This window comes from Actinoplanes sp. 13, from assembly GCF_056134165.1.
The window spans coordinates 841,734-864,738 of the sequence record NZ_JBVYOQ010000001.1; the positions used below are offsets into that span (position 1 = coordinate 841,734).

The 23,005-nt window shown below is 70.0% G+C and carries 18 protein-coding genes, 2 tRNA genes and 1 pseudogene; 9 read left to right on the forward strand and 12 right to left on the reverse strand.

From position 1 onward, the window contains the following. Position 1: 1 nt before the first annotated feature. Positions 2 to 1,567 (reverse strand): DUF1800 domain-containing protein, encoded by a 1,566-nt coding sequence (locus AC0NH5_RS03780; protein ID WP_474399896.1) that lies wholly within the window; start codon positions 1,565 to 1,567, stop codon positions 2 to 4. Between the two features lie 82 nt (positions 1,568 to 1,649). Here AC0NH5_RS03780 and AC0NH5_RS03785 point away from each other — a divergent pair, with 82 nt between their 5' ends. After that, a complete protein-coding gene (locus tag AC0NH5_RS03785; RefSeq protein WP_474399897.1) occupies positions 1,650 to 2,501 on the forward strand; it encodes a spermidine synthase in 852 nt (283 codons plus the stop codon). Between the two features lie 159 nt (positions 2,502 to 2,660). After that, positions 2,661 to 3,644, forward strand: a complete 984-nt coding sequence (locus AC0NH5_RS03790) for a translation initiation factor 2 (RefSeq protein ID WP_474399899.1) — start codon at positions 2,661 to 2,663, stop codon at positions 3,642 to 3,644. 274 nt (positions 3,645 to 3,918) lie between these two features. Here the strand turns inward: AC0NH5_RS03790 and AC0NH5_RS03795 are convergent. Then, positions 3,919 to 4,905 (reverse strand): annotated as a pseudogene (locus AC0NH5_RS03795) (TerC family protein); the annotation flags it as partial. 9 nt (positions 4,906 to 4,914) lie between these two features. Continuing rightward, positions 4,915 to 5,526, reverse strand: coding sequence for a pentapeptide repeat-containing protein (locus tag AC0NH5_RS03800; protein WP_474399901.1), 612 nt, complete (start codon positions 5,524 to 5,526; stop codon positions 4,915 to 4,917). Between the two features lie 472 nt (positions 5,527 to 5,998). On the opposite strand from AC0NH5_RS03800, the gene AC0NH5_RS03805 reads away from it, so the two are divergent. Both AC0NH5_RS03805 and AC0NH5_RS03810 read left to right on the forward strand, forming a co-directional pair. After that, entirely contained in the window at positions 5,999 to 7,237 is a 1,239-nt protein-coding gene (locus AC0NH5_RS03805; RefSeq protein ID WP_474399903.1) for a lamin tail domain-containing protein, read from the forward strand. Between the two features lie 148 nt (positions 7,238 to 7,385). Then, a tRNA-Met gene (locus AC0NH5_RS03810) sits at positions 7,386 to 7,459 on the forward strand. Positions 7,460 to 7,998: 539 nt separating this feature from the next. On the opposite strand, the gene AC0NH5_RS03815 is transcribed toward AC0NH5_RS03810, so the two are convergent. From AC0NH5_RS03815 to AC0NH5_RS03825, 3 genes are all read right to left on the reverse strand, one after another. Then, a tRNA-Met gene (locus tag AC0NH5_RS03815) sits at positions 7,999 to 8,072 on the reverse strand. A gap of 66 nt (positions 8,073 to 8,138) precedes the next feature. Next, positions 8,139 to 11,105: a UPF0182 family membrane protein gene (locus AC0NH5_RS03820; protein ID WP_474399905.1), complete on the reverse strand. Its 2,967-nt coding sequence runs from the start codon at positions 11,103 to 11,105 to the stop codon at positions 8,139 to 8,141. Positions 11,106 to 11,231: 126 nt separating this feature from the next. After that, complete coding sequence (locus tag AC0NH5_RS03825) at positions 11,232 to 12,260, reverse strand: YlbL family protein (protein WP_474399907.1); 1,029 nt, start codon at positions 12,258 to 12,260, stop codon at positions 11,232 to 11,234. A 90-nt stretch (positions 12,261 to 12,350) separates the two neighbouring features. Between AC0NH5_RS03825 and AC0NH5_RS03830 the strand changes: the two genes are divergently transcribed. After that, positions 12,351 to 13,586, forward strand: coding sequence for a zinc-dependent metalloprotease (locus AC0NH5_RS03830; RefSeq protein WP_474399908.1), 1,236 nt, complete (start codon positions 12,351 to 12,353; stop codon positions 13,584 to 13,586). 42 nt (positions 13,587 to 13,628) lie between these two features. Here AC0NH5_RS03830 and AC0NH5_RS03835 read toward each other — a convergent pair whose 3' ends face one another. Further along, complete coding sequence (locus tag AC0NH5_RS03835; RefSeq protein ID WP_474399909.1) at positions 13,629 to 14,225, reverse strand: hypothetical protein; 597 nt, start codon at positions 14,223 to 14,225, stop codon at positions 13,629 to 13,631. A 192-nt stretch (positions 14,226 to 14,417) separates the two neighbouring features. After that, positions 14,418 to 14,951 carry a M48 metallopeptidase family protein gene (locus AC0NH5_RS03840; RefSeq protein ID WP_474399910.1) on the reverse strand — a complete coding sequence of 178 codons (534 nt, stop codon included), beginning with the start codon at positions 14,949 to 14,951 and terminating at the stop codon, positions 14,418 to 14,420. Positions 14,952 to 15,421: 470 nt separating this feature from the next. On the opposite strand from AC0NH5_RS03840, the gene AC0NH5_RS03845 reads away from it, so the two are divergent. The 3 genes from AC0NH5_RS03845 (at position 15,422) to AC0NH5_RS03855 (ending at position 18,303) form a co-directional block, all read left to right on the forward strand. Beyond that, positions 15,422 to 15,586, forward strand: coding sequence for a DUF5679 domain-containing protein (locus tag AC0NH5_RS03845; protein WP_014447433.1), 165 nt, complete (start codon positions 15,422 to 15,424; stop codon positions 15,584 to 15,586). Positions 15,587 to 15,798: 212 nt separating this feature from the next. Further along, entirely contained in the window at positions 15,799 to 16,917 is a 1,119-nt protein-coding gene (locus AC0NH5_RS03850) for a hypothetical protein (RefSeq protein WP_474399911.1), read from the forward strand. A gap of 39 nt (positions 16,918 to 16,956) precedes the next feature. Next, a complete protein-coding gene (locus AC0NH5_RS03855; RefSeq protein WP_474399913.1) occupies positions 16,957 to 18,303 on the forward strand; it encodes an ABC1 kinase family protein in 1,347 nt (448 codons plus the stop codon). Positions 18,304 to 18,599: 296 nt separating this feature from the next. Here AC0NH5_RS03855 and AC0NH5_RS03860 read toward each other — a convergent pair whose 3' ends face one another. The 3 genes from AC0NH5_RS03860 to AC0NH5_RS03870 form a co-directional block, all read right to left on the reverse strand. Continuing rightward, on the reverse strand, positions 18,600 to 18,962 hold the full coding sequence (locus tag AC0NH5_RS03860) for a WhiB family transcriptional regulator (RefSeq protein WP_474399915.1): 363 nt from the start codon (positions 18,960 to 18,962) through the stop codon (positions 18,600 to 18,602). Positions 18,963 to 19,103: 141 nt separating this feature from the next. Then, entirely contained in the window at positions 19,104 to 19,394 is a 291-nt protein-coding gene (locus AC0NH5_RS03865; RefSeq protein ID WP_474399918.1) for a hypothetical protein, read from the reverse strand. 147 nt (positions 19,395 to 19,541) lie between these two features. Beyond that, complete coding sequence (locus AC0NH5_RS03870; protein WP_474399920.1) at positions 19,542 to 21,677, reverse strand: ATP-dependent DNA helicase UvrD2; 2,136 nt, start codon at positions 21,675 to 21,677, stop codon at positions 19,542 to 19,544. Between the two features lie 83 nt (positions 21,678 to 21,760). On the opposite strand from AC0NH5_RS03870, the gene AC0NH5_RS03875 reads away from it, so the two are divergent. After that, entirely contained in the window at positions 21,761 to 22,003 is a 243-nt protein-coding gene (locus tag AC0NH5_RS03875) for a mycoredoxin (protein ID WP_474399923.1), read from the forward strand. A gap of 75 nt (positions 22,004 to 22,078) precedes the next feature. Here the strand turns inward: AC0NH5_RS03875 and AC0NH5_RS03880 are convergent, their stop codons facing one another. After that, entirely contained in the window at positions 22,079 to 22,960 is an 882-nt protein-coding gene (locus AC0NH5_RS03880) for a phytanoyl-CoA dioxygenase family protein (RefSeq protein ID WP_474399925.1), read from the reverse strand. Between the last annotated feature and the right edge of the window lie 45 nt (positions 22,961 to 23,005).

The window sequence follows — 23,005 nt, forward strand, 5'->3', positions numbered from 1 at the left end:
CTCATCTCAACGCGAAGGACGGGGAGTTCAGCAGCATCCCCATCAGGTACGGGAACATCCAGGTCACAGCGGGGTCGTTCGCCTTCAGCGGCGAGGCCGGCGTCTTCCCGTAGAACTCCGCCAGGGCCACGATCTGCTTGGCCGACGGCGTGACCCCCAGCAGGCGGATGCCGGTCGCCTCGATCAGCGCGCCGTACGTGGCCGGCAGTGCCCCCACCATCCCGGTCGTCAGGTTCGCCGGCCGCACCAGCGTGTCCGGCCACCAGCCGGCCGCGATCGACAGGTGGAAGTTCCACCGGGCCAGCAACCCGGACGGCGCGTCCCATGCGGCCGCCACGTCCGGATAGCCGTTGGGCGGCCCCCAGAACAGCGGCGCCTGGCCGGCGTCCCGGACCATCCAGTACAGGCTCTCCAGGAACTTGGTGCCGGTGGCCGCCGGGCCGTAGCCGAGCGTGCGCACGGTCGCCGCCAGATCCTCCAGCGGGGTACGGGTCTTGGCGCCCACCGACGCCGCGAACTCGGCGGAGGTGAACAGCGCCCGCAGCACCGGGGTGATCGCCGACCGGTTGTCCAGATAGACCTTGACCAGCGCGGTGATCAGGGTGGGCGGCGGCTCGTCGGCGACGAACCGGACGCAGAGCTTGGTCACGATCCGGCGGGCCGTGGCCGGGTGCAGGGCCAGGTAGTCGAGCATGGCCAGGGCCGCGGCCTCGCCACCGGTGGTCGTGGCGTTGACGTGCTGGAACGCGAGCACGCGGACCGCGCCGACGGCGTGCCGGGTGCCGTCGTACTTGTAGCGGCCGGTGGCGTGGTCGACGGTGAGCCCGGTGAGCAGCCGCGCGGCGTTCTGCACGTCCGCCTCGGTGTACGCGAGCCCGACGGTGTGCAGCTCCAGCAGCTCCCGCCCGTAGTTCTCGTTCGGGGCGTCCTTCGACGAGTACCGGTTGTCCAGGTAGGTCAACATCGCCGGGTGCTGGGCCGACGCCTTGAGCAGATCGGAGAACTTCCCGAGGGCGTGCTTGCGGATCACGGTGCGGTCGTAGTCGACCCGGCTGTCCCAGACGTCGCCGGACGGGCTGGTGACGTTGAGGTGGTTGCCCCAGAAGTCGACCATCACCTCGAACAGCTGCCGCTCGCTCCAGATCGCCCGGCCCACTGCGGCGAAGCCGAGCTGCCACATCGGATCCCAGCTGTACTGCTTCAGCTTCCCGGCGGCCACCTGACCGCGGATCTCGGCGATACCGAGCCCGCTCAGCGGCAGCCGGGCGAGCAGGCCGTCGGCCACCTTGTCGGCGATCGTGGCGGGGTTGAGCTGACGGTCCAGCCACGCCGTGGCGCCCAGCCGGCGGATCTCGGCGATCGACGCCGGGCCGGGGCCGAAGGTGGCCCGGCGCAGCAGATGCAGCAGCGGGTCCGCGGGCAGGAAGGACGCCGGGCTCGTCGCGACGGGGGTGGAGGGGGCCGCGGTGGCGGGTGCGCCGATGGCCGGCACGGCCACCGCGCCCACGGCCACCGCCGCCCCGGCCACCACCGCACGCCGTGACAACGGCTGCTCGAATGCGCTCACGCCGGGATACGTCGGAAGTTTCCGTTGTGATCGTTGGGTTCCCCGCGGCGCGCAACCGAGTTGCTCCCGGGATACTGGCCGGATGGCACAGCGCAGGACGTCCCGGGGGCGGGTGGAGACGGTGGGTTCGGGGGTCGCCGAGCTGAGCCCGGACCCGGACCGGGACACCGCCTGGACGCTGCTGCTGGACGGCGCGCCGCAGTCGCACGTCGACCTGGCCGATCCGACCCACCTGCAGTTCGAGTACGTGCGCCGGATGGCCGCCGCCCTCGACCTGGCCGCGCCGGCCGGGCAACCGTTGCGGGCGCTCCACCTGGGCGGCGGCGCGCTGACCCTGCCGCGCTATCTCGCGGCGACCCGGCCCGGCTCGCCGCAGCGGGTGGTGGAGATCGACGGGCCGCTGGTGGAGCTGGTCCGCGCGGCGCTTCCGCTGCCCGCCGATGCCAACATCCGGGTACGCGTGAGCGACGCGCGCGCCGCGGTGGAGGGGATGCGGGACTCCGGGTACGACGTCGTGATCCTGGACGTGTTCGCCGGCGCCCGCACCCCCGCCCACCTCGCCTCGATCGAGTTCATCCGGCAGGTGGCGCGGGTGCTGGCCCCGGCCGGCCGGCTGATCGCCAACGTGGCCGACGGCCCGCCGCTGCGGCACGCCCGCAGCCAGGTCGCCACCATCCGGGCCGCCCTCCCGGAGGCCTGTCTGATCGCCGACGCCGGAGTGCTGCGCGGCCGCCGGTTCGGCAACGTCGTGGTGATCGCCGGCCGCACCCCGCTACCGGTCGACGAGTTGACCCGGCGAGCCGCGGGCGACTGGTTCCCGGGCCGGGTGGAGACCGACCTCGACCGGTTCACCGCGGGCGCCGCCGCCGTCCCGGACGCCACGGCGGTCGCCTCCCCGCTGCCGCCCGAAGGACTCTTCAGTAACCGTAAGTAATCCCCGGATCGGCCGATGGTGCAGCCCGGGCCACCGTGTCTGTCGAATATCCGAAGTTCGAGTGTGATTCGCGTCAGGTGACTGGCGGCACCGCCCGCACCGGGCTGTAATCAGTGCGGCCGCGTGTTGCGTATCGCGGCGACCACGGGGAAGGCAAACATGTTCCACCAGCACTTCCTGTCCGCAGCGGGCACCGATCCGGGACCGCTCGACAGCGGTGAGCGAGTGCTCTGGCAAGGCCGCTGCGCCGTCGCCGAGTACGCGTTCGACGAGGCGTCCTCGCTGCCGCGGTGGACCCTCCCCGAGGAGACGGACGTGCTCGTCACGGACCGCCGGGTTCGCTATACGTATGGGGACGGCACGACGCTGAGTAACGGCGAGATGTTCTGGCTCTGGCCGCAGCACCTGCGCGTGCAACCCGGCAACCGGGAGTCCGGGCGCACCGGGACCGTCACCCAGATCCAGTTGGTCTGCAACGGACCGGACAGCACCCATCCCGCTCTGGTCCTCGCCGGCGGCGCGCTGGCCACGGTCGCCGACGCCGACCGCCTGGCCAACGTGATGCGGCAGGCGATCGCCCGGTTCCGGGTGGAGAACGCCGGCGAGATCGGGGTGGCGGCTGTGCAGGCGCGCCTGCTGTCCCGGCTGGTCATCGGGCCGGAGTTCAACAACTACCAGGGCGGGCAGGGGCAGACGGTGACGCTGCTCGGCGCGGTGCCGGTGCCGGCGCCCGAGGCCGTCCACCAGGAACCCGCCTACGACCAGCCGGTCCACGAACAACCCGCCCACGAGCAGCCCGCCTACGGGCAACAGGCCTACGACCAGCAGGTCTACGAGCAACAGGCCTACCAGCAGCAGGGGTACGACCAGCAGGCGCACGAGTACCAGGAGGCACCCACCTCGGGCAGCCGCGGACATCAGGACCGCCCCGGCATCGCGGCCGACGCCATCCGCGCCGAGCAGGCGATCCGGGCCGAGCAGGACAGCCGTTACGCCGAACCTGACCTGGCGTCCCGCGCCGCGACCCTGGCCGCCCGGGTGGCCAGCCTGATCTCGTCCAACTCCGACGAGAACGACCCGAACCGGGCCACCAACCTCTCCGCGTACCTCACCCCACCGGACAGCGACGGCCGCCGCCGCTGACCACCCGGTCAGCGGCCGCGTCGATCACCTGGACGCGGGGCGCTGATCACCTGGACGCCGGGGCGAAGCAGCGGCCCTCGGCGATCCGCTCGTCGTGCACCTGGTGCGCCCGGCGCAACAGTTCCATCAGCTCGGCCTCCTGACGGACCTTCGCCCGGTGCTTCGGCGGCAACTGCCGCAGCGTCTGCTCGTCGGCCAGCAGCCGGTGGTAGATCTCGTCGCAGTACGCCGGGTCGGTCTCCACGTCGAGGAACTCCTTGGCGTGCCGCCGGGCCGACGAGATGGTGGTGCGCGCCCGGCCCCGCGGGCTGAGCAGCGAGGCCACCACAGTGATCAGCAGCACGCCGATGATGACGGCCAGCGACAGCGCGGTCGGGATCTCGATCACCGGGACCGGCTCGCCCTCGTTGATGAACGGCACGTTGTTCTCGTGCAGCGCGTGCAGGACCAGCTTCACCCCGATGAACGCCAGGATCGTGGCCAGCCCGTACGACAGGTAGACCAGCCGGTCGAGCAGCCCGTCGATCAGGAAGTACAGCTGCCGGAGCCCGAGCAGCGAGAAGGCCGTCGCGGTGAAGACCAGGAAGACGTTCTGCGTCAGTCCGAAGATCGCCGGGATCGAGTCCAGGGCGAACAGGATGTCGGTGCCGCCGATCGCCACCATCACGAGCAGCATCGGGGTGAGCACCCGGCGGCCGTCCTGATGGGTGAAGAGCTTGTCCCCGTCGTACGTGTCCGAGGTGCGCAGGAACCGCCGGGCCAGCCGGACGGCGATGTTGTCCGGCGCCTCGCCCTCGTCCTCGCTCTTGCCCTTGAGCAGGTTGCCGGCGGTGAGCAGCAGGATCAGCCCGAAGATGTAGAAGACCCAGGCGAACGAGTTGATCAGCGCGGCGCCCAGCGCGATGAACCCGGTCCGGGCCACCAGCGAGACCACGATGCCGAAGAGCAGCACCTTCTGCTGGTCGGCGCGCGGCACCTTGAAGCTGGTCATCAGCAGCAGGAACACGAACAGGTTGTCGACCGAGAGGGCCTTTTCGGTCACGTACCCGGCGAAGTACTCGGCGCCCATGGTCGATCCGCCGAACGCCCAGACACCCACGCCGAACAGGACCGCGATCGCGATGTAGAGCGACGACCACACGGCGGCCTCGCGCAGCGTGGGCACGTGCGCCTTGCGCACGTGGAAGAAGAAGTCGAAGAACAGGAGTCCGACGATGAACGTGACGGTCAGAACCCAGACCAGACCGGAGACCTGCGGCATGCGCCCATCTTAGGGGTGATCGGTGTCCGTCACTGCTGAGCGCAGCTGTGCCGCTGTGAGGAACAACGCACCTTCCAGGTTCGCCCTGCGCAGATCCGCGCCGCGCAGGTCCGCGCCGGTGAAGTCGGCTCGGCGCAGGTCCGCGCCGCGCAGATCGGCGCCGATCAGCAGCGCCCCGCGCAGGCTCGCCCCGCGCAGGTCGGCGCCGCGCAGCTGCCGCCCGATCAACTGCCCTCCGCTGTGGTCCGGCCGGCGGCCGCCGAGGCGCGACCGCGCCATCTCGCTGGCCCGGCGCAACAGCGGATTGACCCGGCCCCGGTACGCGTCGACGTCGAGCCCCCGCAGCTGTGCCGGACTGCCGGCCGCCAGTGCGTCCGTCTCGTCCAGCGCGGCGCGCAGCTTCGGGTGCAGCCGCTTCGCCTCGTCCAGTCGCAACGCCTCGGTCAGGTACCACATCAGCTCGTGCAGCTGCCGCACGATCGGCAGCGCCGCGAACATGTCGCCGGCGATGTCCGGGGCGGACCGCCAGTCCCGGCCGCCGAAGGTCTCCTGGGTGATCCGCTGCCCGGCGCCGAAACAGTCGAAGACCACGCAACCCCGGAATCCCTGCTGCGGCAACACGTCGTGAACATCACAACGGAATTCGTCGTTCAGATTCCGACACGGACGCCCAGCGGGCTTGTCGATGGCGAAATCGGAGGACTTGGCGAAAGCCGGGGCAACACAGCAGAGTGCCGCGCAGCGCGCACAATCAGCGGCCAGATCGGTCATTTCTTCCCTTCGTCATTCCGGCGGGCCCGGGTTCGCAGGAATACCGGCCGCCTGCCCGAAATCATAGTTATCGTCGGACACGCGCCTGCCGGTCACCTCCTGGCATCGTCCGGCCAGCTATTTCCACCTGCTGGTTCGCCCACTTCGCTGCCTCCGGGACCACATGACCACACCAGCGGGTAAGGTGCCGATCTGTGTGAACGATGACCGTGAAGGGCCATTGTTCGATAACGTCGCCGTTCAATCGGTGGAGCGGGCACAGTCAGTGCTGCCCCATGACGGAGGACCATTAATGCAAAGCCGACCGAAAACGATTCTCGGCATGGGTAGCGCTTTTGGCATGCTCATTGCCGGCACCAGTCTCTTCGCGGCCGCGCCGGCCGCGGCAGCGACCGCGCCCACCCTGGACACGCCGACCGTCCGGGTCGGCTGGGGCAACATCACGCTGACCGGCACGGCCACGCCCGGCTCCACGGTCTATCTGCGTGAGCGGGCGTACACGTTCGGCCGCGATGTGACCCAGCCCTCAGGCCTGGAGCGCGCCACCCCGTGGGACTACCCGACCACCGACGTGGCCGACCAGACCACCGGCCGGTGGGAGATCGTCCGCACCATGGACTCCGGCTTCGTGTTCGCGGTGGAGGCCGACGGCCTCTACTCGCCGATCGTCGAGGCGCCGCTGCGGGTCGGCGCGGAGTTCTCGGCCACCTCCGCCGGCGCCGGCACCGTCAACTTCACGGTGCGCGCCTCTCCCGACCAGCCCGGCATCCCGGTCACCATCCAGCGTTACACCAGCACCGGCTGGGTCGAGGTCGCCGACGGTGTCACCGAGCTGTCCGGCGACGCCGCCCAGGTCGTCACGTCGGCCACCGGTCAGCCGGCCGGTCAGCACTCCTACCGGGCGTACCTGTCCGAGGATGCAAACCCCGCATATGCCTCCGCCGACAACCTGCTGCTCAGCAACTACTCCCAGCAGGAGCGGATCGCGGTCGCGGGCAGCGGCGGCAGCGACGGCCCGGTCCCGGGCGCCAACCCGACGAACCCCACGCCGGCGCCCACCTCCACCCGGACGCCGGCGCCCACCCCCACCACCACGGCGCCCACACCGCGGCCCACCACACCGTCGCCGCGCCCCACCACCCCGAAGCCCACCACGGCGCCGACCCAGCCGCCGGCCCCCGCACCGGGCGTGGGCTCCGTCCAGTTCACCCGGATCCAGTTCAACGCCGCCGGCGCGGACACCAAGGCCAACAAGAGCATCAACGGCGAGTACTTCCGGCTCACCAACAAGAGCCGGAGCACGCTCAACCTCAAGGGCTGGACCGTCCGCGACCGCGCCGGCAACCTCTACCGCTTCACCAGCAACTACTACCTCTACGCGGGCAAGTACGTGATCGTGCGCACCGGCAAGGGCAACGACAACGCCCACACCCGCTACTGGAACAAGACCAAGCACGTCTGGAACAACGGCGGCGACAGCGCAACCCTCCGCACCGGCGCCAACAAGACCATCGACACCTGCCGCTGGTCCAAGCCAGGCAAGGGCTACACCACCTGCTGACCCACCCCTAACCAGCGAGCCAGCTGCTCCGCACCACCACGGCCCTCCGGCACCCACGCCGGAGGGCCGCACCATTTCCCCAGCCCACCCCCACCTTGAGGCCCCACTGCAAGGCCCCTCGACCCACGCGCTAGACTTACCTCACCGACGCGGGGTGGAGCAGCTCGGTAGCTCGCTGGGCTCATAACCCAGAGGTCGCAGGTTCAAATCCTGTCCCCGCTACGAGTCCTAGGGGCCTCCTGTCCGCAGATTGCGCGGACTGGGGGCCTCTTCGCATTCTGCCTGGGGGCCGAGCCCCCAGACCCCCACGGTGCGGTGGTTGCGGCCACCGCCTCGCCGCGCTGCCGACAGCTTTGACAGCCGGCCATGGGGCCTGCGGCTGCGCGAGGGCCGACTGGGGCTGTACTGAACGTTCAGGGCCGCGCTGAGCGCCCAGGGCCGTGTCGAGAACCCCAAGGCCTGCGTCGAGCACCCAGGGCCGTGTCGAGGGTTCGGGGTAACGGCAAGTGCCCGAGCCCCACCGTGCTCGCTCCGACCGGCACCCGCGGCAAAGGCGCAACCAAGCACCCCCTCGCGCGACCAGACGGAACGCGTAGCCGCTCCTGCCGGCCCCAAGCCGTACAAAAAGAAAAACCAGAAAGAGTGAGAGCTCCCCCACCCGCAACCACCGCACCGTGGGGTCTGGGGGCTCGGCCCCCAGGCAGAAATGCGAAGAGTCCCCCGGTCCGCGCTTTCCGCGGACCGGGGGACTCCAGGACTCGTAGCGGGGACAGGATTTGAACCTGCGACCTCTGGGTTATGAGCCCAGCGAGCTACCGAGCTGCTCCACCCCGCGTCGGTGAGGTAACACTAGCGCACCTGGTCCGGGACCCGCAAAACGGGTCCCGGACTCCGGTGATGGTCAGCCTCCGGCGCTGGGTGCGGGGCTGGCTGCCCCGGAGGGTACGGCCGGCGGTGTGGCGGTGCCGCCGCCGGCCGCGTTGGCCGCGTTCCAGCGGTTGATGGCGTCGTCGAGGGCTTTGAGTGCCTCGCCCTGCTTGACGAAGTCGCCGGACTGCTGGGCCGCCTTGAGGTCGGCGATGGCCTTGTCCACGTCGGCGGCGGCCTGTGCGAGGTCGCCGGTGAGCGGGCCGGCCGGCGGTGTGGCCGGCGGTGTCGCGTTGGGGTCGGCCGTGTCCGGCGGGGTGCCGGGGTTGGTGGTGTTGCCGGGGGGCGCGTTCTTGCCGAGTTCGGCGAGGGCTTTGAGGCCGTCGTTGAGGCTGTCCTCGAGGACGACGAACGTGCCGCCGTCGCCGTAGGACATCAGTACCCGCTGGAGCAGCGGGGCGGCGCCGGCCTGGCTGCTGCGCACGTAGACGGGCTCGACGTAGAGGATGCTGTCGCCCAGTGGCAGCGAGATCAGGTTGCCGTAGAGGACGGTGGCCTGGCCGCCCCGGGTGAGCAGGGCCAGCTGTTGCGAGATGGTGTAGTTGTTGACCATCCGCTGGTGCACCTGGATGGGTCCGGGCACGACCGTGTCGTCGGGGAGCTCCAGCACTTCGATCCGGGGTTTGCCGTCGACGTACGACGCGGAGATCAGCGCCGACATGTTCTCCCGGTTGGCCGGTGTCAGGCCCGAGGTGAGCTGGAAGCGGGACTCCTGCTGTTCGGGCAGCTTCACGTTCAGGTAGAACGGGGGCTGCTTGACGCCGGTCTGCGGCGAGTCCGGCGTGTTCGGCACCTGCCAGAAGTCGTCGCCGGAGAAGAACGTCCGCGGGTCGGTGACGTGGAACCGGGTGAGCAGGTTGCGCTGCACCTTGAACAGGTCGGCCGGGTAGCGGAAGTGGTCGGACAGTTCGGCCGGGATCTGCGCCTTCGGCACCACGAGGTCGCCGCCGAACGCCTTGTTCCAGGCTTTGAGGACCGGGTCCTGGTCGTCGAACTCGTAGAGCTTGACCGTCCCGTCGTACGCGTCGACGGTCGCCTTGACCGAGTTGCGCATGTAGTTGACGTCGTCGCGGGCCAGGGCGAAGGAGCCCTGCCCGGTCAGTTCGTCCCGCGTCTCGGTGGCCAGGTTGATCTTCTGGGCGTACGGGTAGGTCTTCGCGGTCGTGTAACCGTCGAGGATCCAGGTGATCCGCCCGTTGACCACGGCCGGGTACGGGTCGCCGTCGATGGTGAGGAACGGCGCCACCTTCTGGACGCGCTCGCGCGGGGTCCGCTCGTACATCAGCCGGGATTCGCTGTTGACCGCGTCGGAGAGCAGGAAGTTGCTCTCGGTGTTCTTGATCGCGAACACCAGCCGGCGGAAGAAGGATCCGATCTCCACGCCACCCTCGCCGTCGTAGGTGTAGAGCACCGAGGCGTCGGTGTTCTGCTCCTGCGGGCGGTCGAACTCGACGTTCTTCTCCGGGTCTTCCTGGCCGACGATCGCGTATTCGCTGGACTGTTCGCCGAAGTAGATCCGCGGCTGATCCACCTTGATCAGGTCGCTCGACGCGGAACAGTTGTTACCGGTCCGCGCCTCGGCCCCGAGGAAGCCGGAGACGAAGTACGGCAGGCCGGTGCCGCACACCTGGTTGGCCGGCGCCGCCACCAGGCCGTAGCCGTGGGTGTAGACGGTGTGCCGGTTGAGCCAGTTGCGCTGCTGGGCGGTCAGCTTCTCGTCGTTGATCTCGCGAGCGCCGACCACGTAGTCCTGGGTCTTGTTGTTGATCGTGTAGCGGTCCACGTCGAGCTTCTCGCCGAAGTCGTAGAAGCCGCGGGACTGCTGGGACTGGGTGAACGCCTGCGAGACCAGCTGCGGGTCGATCAGCCGCACGTTCTGCGCGCTGGTGTCGGCGGCCAGGTTCTGCGGTGGGGCGCCGCTGTCCGCCCGGTATTGGCTGACCTCGGTGTTCGCCAGCGCGAAGGCGTCCCGGGTGGAGTCGATGGATCTTTGGATGTATTCCTGTTCCTTGTCGAACAGGCTGGGCTTCACCTGGAAGTTCTGCACCGCCAGCGGGTAGATGCCGCCGATGGCCACGGCCGAGACGGCCAGCAGCGCCAGCGACACGCCGGGCCAGACCAGGTTCCGCATCACCGCGTTGGAGAACACGATGATCGCGATCGCCACCACCACCGAGATGTAGGCGAGGATCTCCTTGGCCGGCAGCAGCGCGTTCACGTCGGTGTAGCCGGCGCCGTACAGCCCCGGCGACACGTGCTGCTCCAGCAGCAGGGCCCGGCGGTCCAACACGTACGCCACGGCCTTGAGCAGCACGAAGATGGCGACCAGCGAGGTCAGGTGGGCCCGGGCGGCGGTGGTCATCCGGTCGCCGACGCCCTGCAGGCGGACGCCGCCGAAGATGTAGTGCACCGCGAGCGATCCGATCACCGACAGCACCACCGCGGTGAAGCCGACGCCGAGCAGGTAACGCCAGAGCGGGAACTCGAAGATGTAGAAGGACACATCCACGTTGAACTCGGGGTCGGGCACCCCGAAGCTGCCGCCGTTGCGGAACAGCATCCAGTCGGCCCAGCGGTTCTGCGCGGACAGGCCGGCGAAGAACCCGATGATCAGACTGATCACCGCGATCCAGGTGCCGAGGCGCGGCGCGAGGATCATCCGGTACCGCTCGAGGGTGGCCTGTTCCGCCGAGTGCGGGCGCAGCAGCGGCCGAACCCGGTACGCCAGGTACAGGTTGCCGGCGACGATGAGCGTCATCAGCGCGCCGATCACGAGGAACAGCACGAGCTTGGTCAGCAGCACTCCGGAGAAGACGCTCGTGAACTCGACCTCGGAGAACCACAGATAGTCGGTGTAGGCATCGATGCCCCACCCGAGCAGCGTGAACAGAAGGAATACTCCGACCAGGACGCCGACGGTGACGCGACCGCGCCGGCTCATCCTCGGTAGAGGAGTGTTACGCATAACCAACGTTGGCTCCACACTAGGTCTGGCCGGTGATTCACCTTACGATGTCGCATCCAGCTTCAATACGCGGAAGAACTGTCTCGTTACGACCGGCACGGATCACGCCGCCGAACAGGGGCGGGGTGTCCCACCGGACGCGAACGTCTCGAGCGCGGTGAGCGCGTCGTCCACGGTGGCCACCTCGGCCATCGTCAGATCGGGCACCGCGTTGCGCAGCGCCTCCGAGCAGTTGTCCTTGGGCACCAGGAAGAGCTGGGCACCGGCCTCCTTGGCGCCCACCAACTTCTGCGGGATGCCACCGATCGGACCGACGTTACCGTCATTGTCGATGGTTCCGGTGCCCGCGACGACCTTGCCGCCGGTCAGATCCGCCGGCGTGAGCTTGTCGATGATGCCGAGCGAGAACATCAGCCCGGCGCTCGGTCCGCCGATCTTGTCGAGGTCGATCTCGATGTCGAACGGGTTCGGCTGCTTCGTGCCGATCTCGATGCCGACCCGAGGGGTGTCGTCCTCCCCGGACGTGCGGCTGGTCACCTGCGCCGAGCCGGGCTTGCCGCCACGCTCGTAGCCGACGGTCAGCGTGCTGCCGGCCGGCTTGGCGCGGATCAGCTCGGTCACCTGGGCCGGCCGCTCGATCTTCGTGCCGTCGATGGCGGTGATCACATCGTCGACCCGCAGCACACCCGCGGCCGCGCCGTCCTCGGTGACCTTCGCGACGTAGGTGAGCACCGGGTAGCCCAGCTCCCGCAGGGCCACCGTCTCCGCGCTGGTCTGCGACTCCCGCCACTCCTGCGCGTTCTGCGCCTGGACCTGCTGCTCGCTCTGGTCGGGTGGGTAGATCAGCTCGCGCGGGACGACCGCGTCCTCGCCGCTCAGCCAGCCCCGGATCGCCCAGACCAGCTCCACCTGCGACTGCACGTTGACCGTGGTGAGCCGCAGCTGCCCCTCGGACGTCGAGATCTCGCCCTTCTTGACCTGGATCACCTCGGTGCCGTTGTCCGACCCGAGAGTGTTGACCGTGGGGCCGGGCTTGAGCACCACGTACGGCAGGGGTGCGACCATCACACCCGCTGCCAGGAGAGCGGTGATCAGGGCGCCGAGGATGACGGTGACACCGCGACGTCTCATGCGCGTGAGCGTACCCACCCTGTCTGAGTTCTCTCTGAGCTGATACCTCCCTCGGTCCGCTCCGAGCATTTCGCGCGTACCGTTGGGGACGTGCCTGATATCCCGTTCGGCTTCTCCCTGCCGGGCGCTCAGCCGCCCGACCCCTCCGACCCGCAGCAGATGCAGCAGTTCATGGCGCAGCTGCAGCAGATGTTCGCCGCGCCGGGCAACGGCCCGGTCAACTGGGACCTGGCCCGGCAGGTGGCGGCCAGCCAGCTGTCGGCGACCGGCGACCCGGCGGTGAACATGCTCGAGCGCCACCAGGTCGAGGAGGCGCTCCGGCTCGCCGACCTCTGGCTCGACCCGGTGACCGCGCTTCCGAGCGGCGTCCACAAGGCCGTCGCCTGGAACCGCAACGAATGGATCTACAACACCCTCGACGTGTGGAAGAAGCTGTGCGAGCCGATCGCCGGCCGCATGGTGGGCGCCATGGGTGACCTGGTGCCCGAGGAGGCCCGCGCCCAGCTCGGGCCGATGCAGTCGATGGTCGCCACGCTCGGCGGCGCCCTCTTCGGCGGTCAGCTCGGCCAGGCGTTCGGCCAGCTCGCCGCCGAGGTGCTCTCCGCCGGCGACATCGGCCTCCCGCTCGGACCGGCGGGCACGGCCGCGCTCATCCCGGCCAACATCAAGTCGTACGGGTCCGGGCTCGAACTGCCCGAGGACCAGGTGCGTCTCTACGTGGCGCTGCGCGAGGCGGCCCATCAGCGGCTCTTCGGGCACGTCCCGTGGCTGCGGGCACACGTGCTGACCGCCGTCGAGACGTACGCGAACGGCATCACGGTGAACCGGGAAGCGATCGAGGAGGCGATGAGCCGGGTCGACCCCAGCGATCCCGAGTCGATGCAGGCGATGGCCCTCGAAGGCATCTTCACCCCCGAGGACACCCCGCAGCAGAAGGCCGGTCTGGCTCGTCTGGAGACCGCGCTCGCGCTGGTCGAGGGCTGGGTGGGGCAGGTCGTGGACGACGCGGTCGGCGACCGGCTGCCGTCGGTGGCCGCGCTGGGCGAGGCGTTCCGCCGCCGCCGGGCGGCGGGCGGTCCCGCGGAGCAGACCTTCGCGGCGCTGGTCGGCCTGGAACTGCGGCCCCGCCGCCTGCGGGAGGCCGGCGCGCTGTGGACGGCGGTCACCGAGCAGCGCGGCATCGCCGGGCGGGACGGGCTCTGGGACCACCCGGACCTGCTGCCCACCGATGACGACTTCGCTGATCCGGAGGCGTTCGCCCGCGGCCGGTCGGACTGGGACATCAGCGAACTGGACGGCCTCGAGGACGGCCCGAAGGAGGACTGAGGCCCGGCTCAGGCTTGAGTTCGGGTCAGGCTTGAGTTCGGGTCAGCCGCCCAGGAGGGCTCGGGTGTTCTCCCAGCCCTCCAGGGCGACGTCCAGCGTCGCCAGGTCGGCCGGTCCACGCAGCCGGCGCCACTGCGGGGTGGACGTGACGTCCCCCGGCGCGGGCGCTGTCCTGCGCAGGTGCTGCGGAGACGCGGTGTCCAGGTCGTGGTCGACCAGCCAGCCGGGCGCGGGCAGGCCGGTGGCGACGCCGAACAGTCCGCCGGACGGCCCGCCGGGGGCCACGGCCACCGCTTTGCTCTCCAGCGGCCGCAGAAGCTTGCCCAGGGTCATCCCGGGCACGTCAGGGGCGTCCGCGGCGATGACCGCCGCCTGGTCGAACCCGTCGGCCGCGGCAGCTTCGAGCACCGGCAGCACCGTCGGCTCCGGGATCTCGTAGATCCGCGTCCCCGGCCAGGCGATCTCCTCGGCCAGGTCCCGGTCGGCCGGCACCGCGGCGATCGCTGCCTCTGCCTGCGCCAGGCGGGCCAGCAGATCCACCACGTCCTCCGCCATGGCCGCACGCCACTGCCGCAGGCCGACCCCGGGCGGGCTCCACGGAACCGGCACCAGCAGAACCACCACGACCCGCCGCGTCACCCGCCAACCCTACCGGCAGACCGACAAGCCGGTCAGAAGCTCCCGCCACCCCGACCGCGACCAGCTGGAACACCAGCCGGTCTGAGCACACCCACGTCGCATGGCGCCCGCCGGTGCCGAGGCCACCGAAAGCGACTAGCGAAGCGTGGTTGTTTCAGGTGGCCTCGACACCGGCCCCGAAGGGGGCGATGCCTACGGCGCCGAAGGCGACGTCATGAGCACAGCCGCGACGCCCTCCAGATAGCCTCGGGCGCGTTCGGCCTTGGGGAAGCGGTTGACCAGCTCCCAGAAACGCGCGTTGTGGCTGGGCACGATGAGGTGCGCCAGCTCGTGCAGGAGCACGTAGTCGATGACCCAGTCGGGCATCTCCTGGATGCGGTGCGAGATGCGGATGGTCGCGTCGTCCGGCGTGCAGGAGCCCCAGCGGCCGTTCTGGTTGGTCACCCAGCGGACGCTGGCCGGCGCCACCTGGCCGGCGTGATCGGAGAGGTAGCGGGCGGTGAGCCGGCGGGCGCGCGCAAGCAGTTCGGCGTCGGTGCATTTGAGCCGTTCCTCGCGGGCGGCGAGCCGGGCGAGCATCCGTTCGACCCACTCGTTCTCCTCGGCGCGCGAGAACCGGTCGGGGATGAGCACGACCACGCGCTCCCCGTCGCGGTACGCGGACACCGTCCGTCGCCGGCGCTGGCTGCGCCGCACTTCCACGACAGGCTTGCGCACGCGGGCCATTACCGGCTCGCGCGGCCCAGATTCGGGTTCACGTTGAGACGCTAATCCGCCGGACCCTGGTCACCGCAAGAGTACGGCCAATGAGTGTCAGGGAAATGCGCACTTCGACCGCATATACCCGAAAAAAATTTCCTCACCGGCAACATGGGCCGACATTCGTCAACCTAGACCATCGTCGACTCGCGTGACCAGTGCGCCTCATGTCTGTTTTATGCCTTTCTGAAGGGAATCATCGGCGTGTCCCGGCAAAATGGGTGAAAAGGGTAGTTCGTACCGGCACACTCACGTCGTCGGCGACAGCGCCGACGCTGCGTTGACATGGAACCGGGCTGACCTGGGTAAGTGACCGCCCCGGACGGGTGGCCACATCCGCATGGCCGCGAGCGGTCCAACGCCGCAGGAAAGAGTTCGCGCCCGCGCCGCGAACGGGGCACCGGGCCGGGCGGCCGACGATACGACGAGGAGGAACCGTGGCCGACACCACGTACAACGGCTACTGCGTCAAGTGCAAGGAGAAGCGTGACTTCCAGGGCAACGTGGAGGTCTCGAAGACCGGTATGAACATGGCCAAGGGCAAGTGCCCGGTCTGTGGGACGACCATGAACCGCATCCTGGGCAAGGCCAAGGCGTCGTGACCCGCGTCCGGGGAGGCCGGCCCACCGGCCGGCCTCCCCGGAGGTTTTTCGACAACTGCCGTAACCGTGTCCGGCTGAACACGTTGAGTTAAACGGGATTCTCCACCCCTGTGGATAACTTGCCCAGGGCTGTGGACAACCCGGTGTCAGAGAACCGATCGCCTGTGGATAACGGCACCGCTCCGCAGTTCTACGGTGACACGCTGTCATCCATGAACCGGACACCGGTGCCCCGGCCCACCCTTATCCCCGGGCTGCCCCGCATCTGGCGCAGTCCCGCCGAGCTGCAGATCGGGCTGGACCCGGCGCACGCGGTGCTGCTGCATCTGCCCGATCCCCGCGCCGCGCAGGTCCTCGATCTGCTGGACGGCAACCGGCCCGAACGACTGGTCCTGCTCCGCGCGGCCGAGCTCGGCGTCTCGCCCGATCAGGCGCTCACCATCCTCGATCTGCTCTCCTCCGCGGGCCTCGTGCTGCCCTCGGCGGAGCTGTTGCCACCGGCGCTGCCCGCCGCCGACCGGCACCGGCTGACCGGCGAGGCGGCTGCCATGGCGCTGGACTCCGCCGCCCGGGCGCCCGGCAGCTCCCACCCCGAGCCGTCGCCGGCCCGGGTCCTGCGGCGGCGCCGTGCCGCCCGCGTCGTGATCAGCGGGCGTGGCCGGCTCGCCGCGCCGATCGCGGTCGCGCTGGCCGAGGCCGGGGTCGGCCAGGTCCATCCGGATGTGGCCGGGGTGGTCGGCCCGGCCGAGCTCACCGGCTCCCCTCTCGGCCCGGCCGACGTCGGCAGCCCGCGCCGGGCCGCGGTGACCGCCGCGGTATTGCGCGCGGCGCCCGGCACCGACGTGCGCGGCGGACGCGGCAGCCCGGTCTCCCTGGTCGTCCAGCTCGCGCACGACAAGCCCACCTCGCTGATCGCCGCGGGACATGCCGCCCGGCGCCAGCCGCACCTGGTGGTGGCGATCCGGGACGGCGTCGCGGTGGTCGGCCCGCTGGTGCCCGCCGGCGGTGAGCCGTGCCTGAACTGTGTCGACCTGCATCGCCGCGAGCGGGACGCCGGCTGGCCGGGCGCGCTGACCCCGCCGAGCCCGGACGCGACCGAGCCGTGCGCGGTCACCACCGTGCTGGCCGCCACCGCGTTCGCGACCGGCGAGGCGCTCGCCCATCTGGACGGCCGGACCCCGGAGACGCTGGGCGCCTCGGTGGAGATCGCGGCGCCCGGCCGGTTCCGGCGGCGGACGTGGCCGCCGCACGTCTTCTGCGACTGTCATCGGCGTCGCCGGGGCCGTTCCTTCACAGGACCTTCACCGCATAAGCACCAAACCACCAAGTGACGGGCGGAGTAACCCCCTTCCGTCGGTAACAATGATCTGGTGACGGACATACCGCGTCGTGCAGCTTCCCGGACCGCCAAGCTCGCCGCGCTGCCCCTCGGCTTTGCCGGGCGGACCGCGTTGGGCCTGGGCAAGCGTGCCGTCGGGATGGCGTCCGACGTCATCTCCGCGGACATTCAACAGCGCACCGCCGAGCAACTCTTCAGCGTCCTGGGCCAGCTCAAGGGCGGTGCGATGAAGCTCGGCCAGGCGCTGTCGGTGTTCGAGGCCGCGCTGCCCGACGAGATGGCGGGGCCGTACCGGCAGGCGCTGACCAAGCTCCAGGAGGCGGCGCCGCCGATGCCGGTGGCCAACGTGCACAAGGCGCTCGCCGAACAGCTCGGGCCGGACTGGCGGGACAACTTCGCCGAGTTCGACGACAGCCCGGCCGCGGCGGCCAGCATCGGCCAGGTGCACCGGGCGGTGTGGAAGCTGCCACCGGCCCGCCGCAACGCCAGGCCGAAGACCCTGGCGGTCGCGGTGAAGGTGCAGTACCCGGGGGCCGGTGACGCCCTGATCGCCGACCTCAAACAGCTCGGCCGGCTGGCCGGCATGTTCAAGATCCTGCAGCCGGGCATCGACGTGAAGCCGCTCGTCGCCGAGCTCCGGGAGCGGGTCACCGAGGAACTGGACTACGAGATGGAGGCGGAGACCCAGCGGGCCTTCGCCGCGGCGTACCAGGACGATCCGGAGATCTTCGTGCCCCGGGTGATCGCGTCCGCGCCGCAGATCCTGGTCACCGAGTGGGTCGACGGCGATCCGCTGGCCCGGGTGATCGCCGACGGAACCCCCGAGGAGCGTGACGAGGCGGGCCGGCTGATGGCGGTGCTGCACTTCTCCGCGCCGCAGCGGGCCGGGCTGTTGCACGCCGACCCGCACCCGGGCAACTTCCGGATCCTGCCCGACGGCCGCCTCGGCGTGATCGACTTCGGTGCGGTGGCCCGGCTTCCCGGTGGGCACCCCGAGCCGATCGGCCGGCTGGTCCGGCTCGCCCTCGACGGCGACGCCCAGGGCGTGGTCGACGGGCTCCGGGAGGAGAAGTTCATCAAGCCGGACGACGAGGTCGACGCGGAGGCGGTGCTCGCCTTCCTGCGGCCGATGATCGAGCCGGTGGCGGTGGAGCGGTTCCGGTTCACCCGTGCCTGGTTGCGGTCGGAAGCGACCCGGCTGGCCAATCCGCGCTCCGCGGCGTACCAGCTCAGCCGCAAACTGAACCTCCCACCGTCGTACCTGTTGATCCATCGGGTGACGCTGGGATCGATCGGGGTGCTCAGCCAACTGGAGGCCGAGGCGTCGTACCGGGAGATTCTGGAGAAATGGCTTCCCGGGTTCGCCCCGGTGCCCTGACAGGCGAACGGCGAAAGGCCCATCCGTATCGACGGATGGGCCTTTCTCATTTCCCTGGCAGCGGATCTGTGGAAGGTGGGAATCAGACCCCGAGCTCACGGGCGGCCCGGTGCCGGGCCTCCATCGCGATGCGGCGGGCGGGACGGTAAGCCTCAGGTGCGCGGTCGCTCTGAGGCCGAGGCATTCGGGCTCTGGAGAGCGCCTCTTGGATGAGTCTCATCTTGGTGGCTCCATTCGGGTGCATCTCGGTACTCGTCTTCCGGATCTCGGGTACGTGCATGGGGAGGGTCGTCATCTCAGGCCGCCAACCGGACCGAGTTGCGCGAGTCCAGACCGTTCGCGGCGAGCCGCTCCTCGACCTCGACAGCCAGCTCGGCGTCGCGAGCGACGTCAGCCTTACGCGGACGGCCACGGGGCCGCTTGCGCGGAACCACGGCGCCACGCTCAAAGATCTCGCCGCCCCAGACACCCCAGGGCTCGCTCCGCTCGACCGCGCCGGCGAGGCACTCGGCGCGCAGCGGGCAGTCCCCGCAGAGCGACTTGGCCAGTTCCAGCTGGGCCGGGGAGTCCGAGAACCACAGGTCCGGGTCGAACTTCCGACAGGGCAGGTTTGCCTCGAGCTCGACGTTCGCGTCGATCGGGGCCAGCGCCAGACTCATAAAGCCCGGTCACCTCTCTCTTCTTCTCGATCTTCTGGATCGCAGTCCGGTCGTGCACCGGCTGGTAGCCGGCAAAAAATTAAGGCCGCGGATCCCGGTTACGGGTTCCGCGGCCTCGAGGTGAGCCGGAGGTCTGGTTTATCAGACCGGCCTTCCTCGAGGCGGGACACCGCTGCCACCATCCGTGTAGCGCTTGCGGGAGATGGTGGTGCTGAACCCAGTGGTCCCCTGGTTTCCGTCGACGAGCACCAGAGCCGTTTTGCCCAGCTCGGCCTGGATCAGGACCTGGTGCACCTGCGACACCCGCTCAGCAGCCGCCGCCGGCGCCCACGGGGCGGCGGTGGTCGGCAGAGAAACGGGCAGAGAGCCAACAGGCACGGAGCAGACAGCAGTCGGCAGCATCGACGGACGCATCAGGGTGTTGAGCTTCATCGTTGCCACCTCCTCCGAAACGTTGCTCTCGTGGTGTTGCTGTCTGGTGTTGCCATCGGGTCGTTCGCCCCGGCGAAAACCATCACTCGCCGAGGTGTGTTCTGAGGCTATGCCTGCCCTACAGGAGAGGGCAAACGAATTAACGGACTAGTTTTCAAAGTTTTTTGAGGCGAGGTCATCGGGGCTCGCACCGGCCACCAGAGCGAAGACCGCGTCGCCGTACTGACCGAGTTTGCGCGGCCCGATCCCGGCGATGGCGAGCAGTTCCGCGGGCCCGGCCGGGCGGCGCTCCGCGACCGCCACCAGAGTGGCGTCGGTGAACACGACATATGCAGGGACTTTGAGGTCCGCCGCGGTGGCCGCGCGCCACACCTGCAGGCGCGCGTAAAGGTCCTCGTCGAGGTCGGACGGGCAGGTGGGACAGCGGCCCAGTTTGCGGTCCGCGCCGGCGAGCAGGGTGGTGCCACAGATGCGGCAGGAGGACACCTGCGGACGGCGCCGGTCGGGTTTCCGACTGCGCTCACCGGCGCGTTCGGTGGTGCCGGAACGCTCCAGCTGCGGAAGGAACCGGCACGGACGGCGGGGGCGACCGCCCGGGGCGCGGGACTGGCCGTACGACAGCCACAGCACGTGGCGGGCTCTGGTCACCCCCACGTAAAGGAGCCGGCGCTCCTCCTCGAGCTGGTCGGGTGTTTTCGCGTACGTCGTCGGCAGTGTCCCGTCGGCCAGGCCCACCAGGAAGACCGCGTCCCACTCGAGACCCTTGGCCGAGTGCAGCGAGGCCAGCGTGACGCCCGCCACGGTCGGCGCGTGCTGCTGCTCGGCGCGGCGGGCCAGCTCCTCGTTGAAGGCGGCGAGCGACACGTCACGCTGCACCCGGCCGGCCTCACCGATCGGCAGGATCTCCGGCGTCGCCGCGTACTCCTCGGCGAGGGTGACCAGCGCCGCCAGTGCCTCCCACTGCTCGCGTGCCGCGCCGCCGGGAGGTGGCTGGCCGCGGCTCCAGCCGGTCGCGGAGAGCGCCTGCACGACCGCCTCGACCAGCGGGGTCTCGCCGGGGGTGGAGCGCACCGCGGCACGCAGCGCCACCATCGCCTGGCGCACCTCGGCCCGTTCGAAGAACCGTTCCGCGCCGCGCACCAGATAGGGCACCTCGGCCTCGGCGAGCGCTTCCTCGTACGCCTCGGACTGCGCGTTGGTCCGGAAGAGCACCGCGATCTCGCTCGCCGGGGTGCCGGCCGCGATCAGCTCCCGGCACCGCCGCGCCACCGCCGTGGCCTCGCCCGGCTCGTCCGGGAAGATCTTGAGTTCCGGTTCCGGGCCGCCGGGACGCTGGCCGACCAGTTCCAGGCGCAGTTTCGCCTCGGTGCCCCGGGCCTGCCGGATGACCGCGTTGGCGAGCCCCACCACCTGCGGCGTCGAGCGGTAGTCCCGGACCAGCCGGACCACCACGGCGCCGCGCCGCTGCCGCGGGAAGTCGATCAGGTACGCCGAGGTGGCCCCGGTGAACGAGTAGATCGTCTGGCTGGCGTCGCCGACCACGGTCAGGTCGTCGCGGCCGCCCAGCCAGGAGTCGAGCAGCCGCTGCTGGAGCGGGTTGACGTCCTGGTACTCGTCGACGACGAAGTGCCGGTACTGGTTGCGGATCTGCTCGGCGACGTCCGGGTGCTCCTCGATGCCCCAGACCGCGGCGCGCAGCAGGTCCTCGAAATCGATCACGCCCTGGCGGCGTTTCAGCGACTCGTAGGCGGCGAACACCTCGGCCACCCGGGCCGGCTCGAACGGCGGCTCCCGCAGCGCCTTGGCAGCGGCCACCGCGTACTCCCCCGGCTCGACGAGCGAGGACTTGGCCCACTCGATCTCGCCGGCCAGGTCGCGGGCCGCTGCCCGGTCGGCGCGCACCCCCGCCCGAGCGGCCGCGAGGCCGACCATCCTGGCCTTGCTCTCCATCAGCTCGGGCATCGCCCGGCCCTCCAACAGGCGGGGCGCGAAGTACCGCACCTGCCGCATGGCCGCCGCGTGGAACGTCCGGGCCTGCACGCCACCGGTGCCCAGCGCGGTGAGGCGGGCGCGCATCTCGGCCGCGGCCCGGGCCGTGAAGGTCACCGCGAGCACATGCCTCGGGTTGATCTCACCGGTCGAGGTTCGGTAGGCGATCCGGTGGGTAATCGCACGAGTCTTACCGGTTCCGGCGCCGGCCAGGATGCAGACCGGGCCGGCGGGAGCGGTCACCGCCGTCCGCTGTTCCGGGTCGAGCCCGGCCAGCACCCCATCAGTCCGCACGGTAGGGAATCATGACACCCCCACGGGGCGTTGTGCCTCTCAGCCGCACCGCCGTGTGACCTGTATCGAAGGAGCCTTGACCGATGCTGACCATGTACTCGACGTCCTGGTGTGGTTACTGCCACCGCCTCAAGTCGCAGCTCGACCGTGAGGGGATCGCCTACGACGTCGTGGACATCGAGCAGGACGAGGCCTCGGCCGCGTTCGTGCGCAGCGTGAACGGTGGCAACCAGACCGTTCCGACGCTGAAGTTCTCCGACGGCTCGGCGCTGACGAACCCGTCGATCGTCCAGGTCAAGCAGCACCTGGCCACCATCTCGGCCTGAGCCCGCTCAGCCTGAGCCCCACGAAGGGCCGTCCCCAACCGGGACGGCCCTTTCGCGTGTCTTATGAAATGCGTGTTACGGGATCAGCGCCGGGATGCTCGAGTCGAGCAGGCCGCGCTCCTTGAGCGCGCCGTAGAGCGGCGTGGTCTCCGGGTAGTGGCCCCACTGGTGGTCGCCGTCACCCTTGCCGAAGCCGCCGAGCAGTTGCTTCTGCACCTCAGAGAGGTTGTTCCACTCCGGCCGGCCGGGCAGGTCGGCGACCTCGTCACGGATCGCGATCCAGCGCGGGGTGTAGCCGAAGAAGGCGCCCACGCGGGTGATGTCGGAGTAGTTGTCCGACCGGGCGTGCCAGATGCGCCGGTCGAAGACGACCAGGTCACCGGGGTTCGCGGTGATCTGGACCGCGCCCTCGGGCTGCGGCCACGGGACGCCGCGGCTCGGCGGGCCGGGCAGCCAGTTGGTCTTGTGGCTGCCGGGCAGGACGGTGAAGTTGCCCCGGCCGGTCTCGCTCACGTCGGAGAACCAGTACGCCAGCTTCACCGACAGCATCGGGCGCGGGTCGGTCTCGATCTCCCGGTTCTGCCGGCCGCCGTCCTGGTGCCAGTGCCACCAGTCCTTCTGCTTCTCGTGGATCTGCGGGTGCACGTCGATGTGCGAGTGGTAGACGTGGATGTTCCATCCGAGAAGCGACCAGATGTACTTGAACGCCTTCGGGTGATCGAGGAGAAACGCCAGTTCCGGCACCCCGGCAATCGGGGAGAGTTGGTGCAGAGCCCCCGTCGGCCCGAGCTTTCCGTCTCGCTTGCCCTTCTCGTACGCCCCGAGAATCGCGGTCCGGCCGACCTCGATCTCGCTCTCACTCAGCACCGACGGCACGACGATGTAGCCGTCGCGGTCGAACGCCTCCCGCTCCTCAGCGGACATCGGCGTCCACGCCGGGGCTTCCACCTGGGTCATCGGTTCCCCTCTCGGTCTTTGTAACCAAGACGCGACCAACCCTCG

What these genes read in the sequence shown, in the direction of transcription:
- AC0NH5_RS03785 (WP_474399897.1), top strand. Translation starts at nt 1,650, where the DNA reads ATGGCACAGCGCAGGACGTCCCGGGGGCGGGTGGAGACGGTGGGTTCG.
- AC0NH5_RS03790 (WP_474399899.1), top strand. Translation starts at nt 2,661, where the DNA reads ATGTTCCACCAGCACTTCCTGTCCGCAGCGGGCACCGATCCGGGACCG.
- AC0NH5_RS03805 (WP_474399903.1), top strand. Translation starts at nt 5,999, where the DNA reads ATGGGTAGCGCTTTTGGCATGCTCATTGCCGGCACCAGTCTCTTCGCG.
- AC0NH5_RS03820 (WP_474399905.1), bottom strand. Translation starts at nt 11,105, where the DNA reads ATGAGCCGGCGCGGTCGCGTCACCGTCGGCGTCCTGGTCGGAGTATTC.
- AC0NH5_RS03825 (WP_474399907.1), bottom strand. Translation starts at nt 12,260, where the DNA reads ATGAGACGTCGCGGTGTCACCGTCATCCTCGGCGCCCTGATCACCGCT.
- AC0NH5_RS03840 (WP_474399910.1), bottom strand. Translation starts at nt 14,951, where the DNA reads ATGGCCCGCGTGCGCAAGCCTGTCGTGGAAGTGCGGCGCAGCCAGCGC.
- AC0NH5_RS03850 (WP_474399911.1), top strand. Translation starts at nt 15,799, where the DNA reads ATGAACCGGACACCGGTGCCCCGGCCCACCCTTATCCCCGGGCTGCCC.
- AC0NH5_RS03860 (WP_474399915.1), bottom strand. Translation starts at nt 18,962, where the DNA reads ATGAGTCTGGCGCTGGCCCCGATCGACGCGAACGTCGAGCTCGAGGCA.
- AC0NH5_RS03865 (WP_474399918.1), bottom strand. Translation starts at nt 19,394, where the DNA reads ATGAAGCTCAACACCCTGATGCGTCCGTCGATGCTGCCGACTGCTGTC.
- AC0NH5_RS03875 (WP_474399923.1), top strand. Translation starts at nt 21,761, where the DNA reads ATGCTGACCATGTACTCGACGTCCTGGTGTGGTTACTGCCACCGCCTC.
- AC0NH5_RS03880 (WP_474399925.1), bottom strand. Translation starts at nt 22,960, where the DNA reads ATGACCCAGGTGGAAGCCCCGGCGTGGACGCCGATGTCCGCTGAGGAG.